Below are 3,555 nucleotides of genomic sequence, written 5' to 3' on the forward strand. Positions count from 1 at the left end.
AGAATTCGGGTGCGCATGGCCCCGACCCTCCCTCTGCCGCATACGAGGTGTCAAGTGGGCACACCCCGAAGTGCAGCGCCAGCAGCGCGCCGGAGGCCACGGCCAGCAGGGCGGCCCGCCGCCCCACCGCGCGCAGCTCGGCGCGGTGGCGTACGAGCACGAGCGGAGTGAGCACCCCGACCGCCATGGCGTTGCGCCAGAAGGCGATGGCGAGCGCGGAGGCGGCGGTCGCCGCGATGAGCGGCGCCGACAGGGAGACGCCGGCGATGGCGATCGCGAGCAGCACGAAGTCGAGACGGAGCGGCGCGGCGTGCGCCGGGAGCTGGGGGGCTGCGGTCGCGACCGCTTCACGATGGGTGGGGGATGCACTCACTCCCTCAGCCTAGGGCCTGGCCGGCCGGTGTATCGCGGCGAACGCGGCGCTCGCGGTGGCCACACAGGCCGCCGGACCCTCACCACGACGCCTCGCCGCCCACCCGGCGGACAGCTCCCCCGCCGCCGCAACGGCGAACACCCTGGACCGGCAGCGTCCGCACCGGACCACACCCCGGCCGCAATCGGCCGGACAGGCAGGCCGCCCGGCCGGCCGGTGGTACGTCTTAGAGTGAGGCCATGATGCTGACGCAGGCGCTGATCGAAGAGGCCACCAAGAAGTCCGGCCTGATCTGGGTGCAGGGCCCGAGTGGGCCCAGCCGTGCCCTGTGGCACGTCTGGCACGAGGGTGCCGCGCACATCGTCGGCGGACCCGGCGAGCAGCCGCTGGACGACCTCGGCCTCACGGACGGCGCGACGGCGACCGTGACGGTGCGCAGCAAGGACAAGGGCGGCCGGCTCGTCGCCTGGACCGCGACGGTCGGCGAGCTGCCGGCGCGCGGCGAGGAGTGGGCCGCGGCGGTCGCGGAGCTCAAGTCCAAGCGGCTGAACGCGCCGGACGCGGAGCGCGTCGAGGAGCGGTGGGCGGCGGACTGCCGGGTTCTCCGGCTCACCCCCTCGGGCGGCACGACGGACCTGCCGGACGGCTCGCTCGCGGCAACGCCGCTGCCGACACCGGCGACGACGCGGCGCGCGATGCCGGCCGCGTTGCCGAAGCTTCTGCGGCGGGGCCGGAAGCGGGGCTAGCCCCGCAGGGCCTACGTGCCCGGAATCTGGAGCTGCTTGCCGTAGTCCACCGTGTCGCCCTTCGCCGGTGCGGCGAGGGCGAAGTCCTTGCCCCAGCCGTCCAGCTCCAGCTGGCCCGCGTTGCCCGCGCGCTGCACCCGCAGGGGATACGGCGTGCCCTTGAGGGAGACGTCGAGGGTGCCGCCCGCACCGCCGGAGCCGGCGACGCGGATCGTGCGGGTGCCCGAGACGCTGCCGTGCTCACCGCGGGAGAGCTTGCCGTGCAGGCTCAGCAGCCCGTCCAGCAGCAGGTTCTTGTCGGTGAAGCCGCGCAGCTGCTGGTAGGCGGGGTCGCCGGACGGCACCTTCACGTACTTGTCGACGAGCTTGCCGGCCGCCGCCGCGCCGTCCGGCTTCGCGGAGGCCGGGGCGCCGGTCCCGAGGTCGCTGCCGGCGCCGCTCCCGCCGCTGCCGCCCTTGCCCGCGCTCCCGCGCGACCAGAACTCCGCCGGGGCCTTCAGATACAGCTCGTCCCCGACCCGCAGCAGCTCGAACGTGCTGGAGTTCGCCGAGACGCGGCCCGTGCCGCCGTCCTTCTTCAGCCGCATGTCGATGCGGTAGGTGTGGCCCTCGCTCACGACGTTGCCGGACAGATGGACGGCGTCCGCCCCCTGGGCGGCCGTGCGGGCCTTGTCCTGGATCGTCGTGGCGTCGAGCTTGCCGACGCCGTTGGTCCCCGCGTCGGGGTCCCCGCCACCGCCGCAGGCGGTGAGCGCCGCGGACAGGCCGACGGACAGCGCCGTCACGACGGCCGCGTTCCGGGTTCGCACCTCTGCCATGCCTCCTGTTACCGGTGGGATACGGCAGCGTACCCGGCACCTCCTGGGGCGGAAGCCAGGAGTCCGTGGGGATTCCGCGGGGGATCCGTACGGGCGCCTCCCTCGCGGCAGGGACAAGCCCGCCACGTTAGCCTGAACCGGACACGGGCGAAGGAGGTGCGCGGCCATGGCAGCAGGTGCCCCGAGGGTGTTCGTCTCGCACCTCTCGGGCGTGGCCGTGTTCGATCCGAACGGCGACATGGTCGGCCGGGTCCGCGACGTGGTCGCCATGCTGCGCGTCGGCGGCCGGCCGCCGCGCGTGCTGGGCCTGGTCGTGGAGGTCGTCAGCCGCCGCCGGATCTTCCTGCCCATGACGCGGGTGACGGGTGTGGAGTCCGGCCAGGTCATCACCACCGGCGTGATCAACATGCGGCGCTTCGAGCAGCGCCCCACCGAGACGCTCGTCCTCGGCGAGCTGCTCGACCGCCGGGTGCGGCTGGTCGGGACGGACGAGGAGGTCACCGTCCTCGACGTGTCGATCAGCCAGCTGCCGGCCCGTCGCGAGTGGGAGATCGACAAGGTCTTCGTCCGCCGCGGCAAGGGTGGCGCCCTGCGCCGCCGGGGGGAGACGCTGACCGTCGAGTGGTCCGCCGTCACCGGCTTCTCCCTGGAGGAGCACGGGCAGGGCGCGGAGAACCTCCTCGCCACCTTCGAGCGGTTGCGCCCCGCCGACCTCGCCAACGTGCTGCATCACCTCTCCCCCAAGCGGCGCGCCGAGGTCGCGGCCGCCCTGGACGACGACCGGCTCGCGGACGTCCTGGAGGAGCTGCCGGAGGACGACCAGATCGAGATCCTCGGCAAGCTGAAGGAGGAGCGCGCCGCGGACGTCCTGGAGGCCATGGACCCGGACGACGCCGCCGACCTGCTGGGCGAGCTGCCGGAGGAGGAGAAGGAACGGCTGCTGGGGCTGATGCGCCCGGCCGACGCGGCGGACGTCCGCCGTCTCATGGCCTACGAGGAGCGCACGGCGGGCGGTCTGATGACGACCGAGCCGATCGTGCTGCGCCCCGACGCGACCGTCGCCGACGCCCTCGCGCGCGTGCGCAACCCCGACCTCTCCCCCGCGCTCGCCGCCCAGGTGTACGTGTGCCGGCCGCCGGACGAGACGCCGACCGGCAAGTACCTGGGCACCGTGCACTTCCAGCGGCTCCTGCGGGACCCGCCCTTCACGCTCGTCGGCTCGATCGTCGACACCGATCTGCGGCCGCTGCCGCCGGACACCCCGCTGCCGGCCGTGACCAGCTATCTGGCCACGTACAACATGGTCTCCGCGCCCGTCGTGGACGAGAGCGGTTCGCTGCTCGGCGCGGTCACCGTCGACGACGTGCTGGACCACCTGCTGCCCGAGGACTGGCGCGAGACCGAGCTGTACCACGGGGCGCCGGGCATGGGCGGGCTGCCGGAGGCCGTCGATGGCCGGTAGCGAGCGGGGCCGGGACTACGGGCTGCACACGCGGGCCGAGCGGGCCGCGGAGCGGGCGAAGGCGCAGTCCGCCGCCGTGCACCCGCACCCGCACACCCAGCCCCGGGTCCGGCTGGACGTGCCGCGCGCCAAGCGGCGGGGCTGGCTGCCGGAGTA

Annotated in this window: 3 protein-coding genes and 1 pseudogene; 2 read left to right on the plus strand and 2 right to left on the minus strand. The window is 74.2% G+C overall.

From position 1 onward, the window contains the following. Positions 1-373: pseudogene (locus tag AB0K09_RS31420) on the minus strand (hypothetical protein); the annotation flags it as partial. A gap of 239 nt (positions 374-612) precedes the next feature. Between AB0K09_RS31420 and AB0K09_RS31425 the strand changes: the two are divergent. Continuing rightward, positions 613-1,119 (plus strand): hypothetical protein, encoded by a 507-nt coding sequence (locus tag AB0K09_RS31425; RefSeq protein WP_366068797.1) that lies wholly within the window; start codon positions 613-615, stop codon positions 1,117-1,119. 11 nt (positions 1,120-1,130) lie between these two features. Here AB0K09_RS31425 and AB0K09_RS31430 read toward each other — a convergent pair whose 3' ends face one another. Next, on the minus strand, positions 1,131-1,937 hold the full coding sequence (locus tag AB0K09_RS31430) for a hypothetical protein (RefSeq protein ID WP_366068798.1): 807 nt from the start codon (positions 1,935-1,937) through the stop codon (positions 1,131-1,133). Positions 1,938-2,103: 166 nt separating this feature from the next. On the opposite strand from AB0K09_RS31430, the gene AB0K09_RS31435 reads away from it, so the two are divergent. Continuing rightward, positions 2,104-3,399, plus strand: coding sequence for a CBS domain-containing protein (locus AB0K09_RS31435; RefSeq protein ID WP_366068799.1), 1,296 nt, complete (start codon positions 2,104-2,106; stop codon positions 3,397-3,399). Positions 3,400-3,555: the final 156 nt, after the last annotated feature.

The sequence above is a fragment of the Streptomyces sp. NPDC049577 genome (genome assembly GCF_040675635.1).
Lineage (GTDB): Bacteria > Actinomycetota > Actinomycetes > Streptomycetales > Streptomycetaceae > Streptomyces.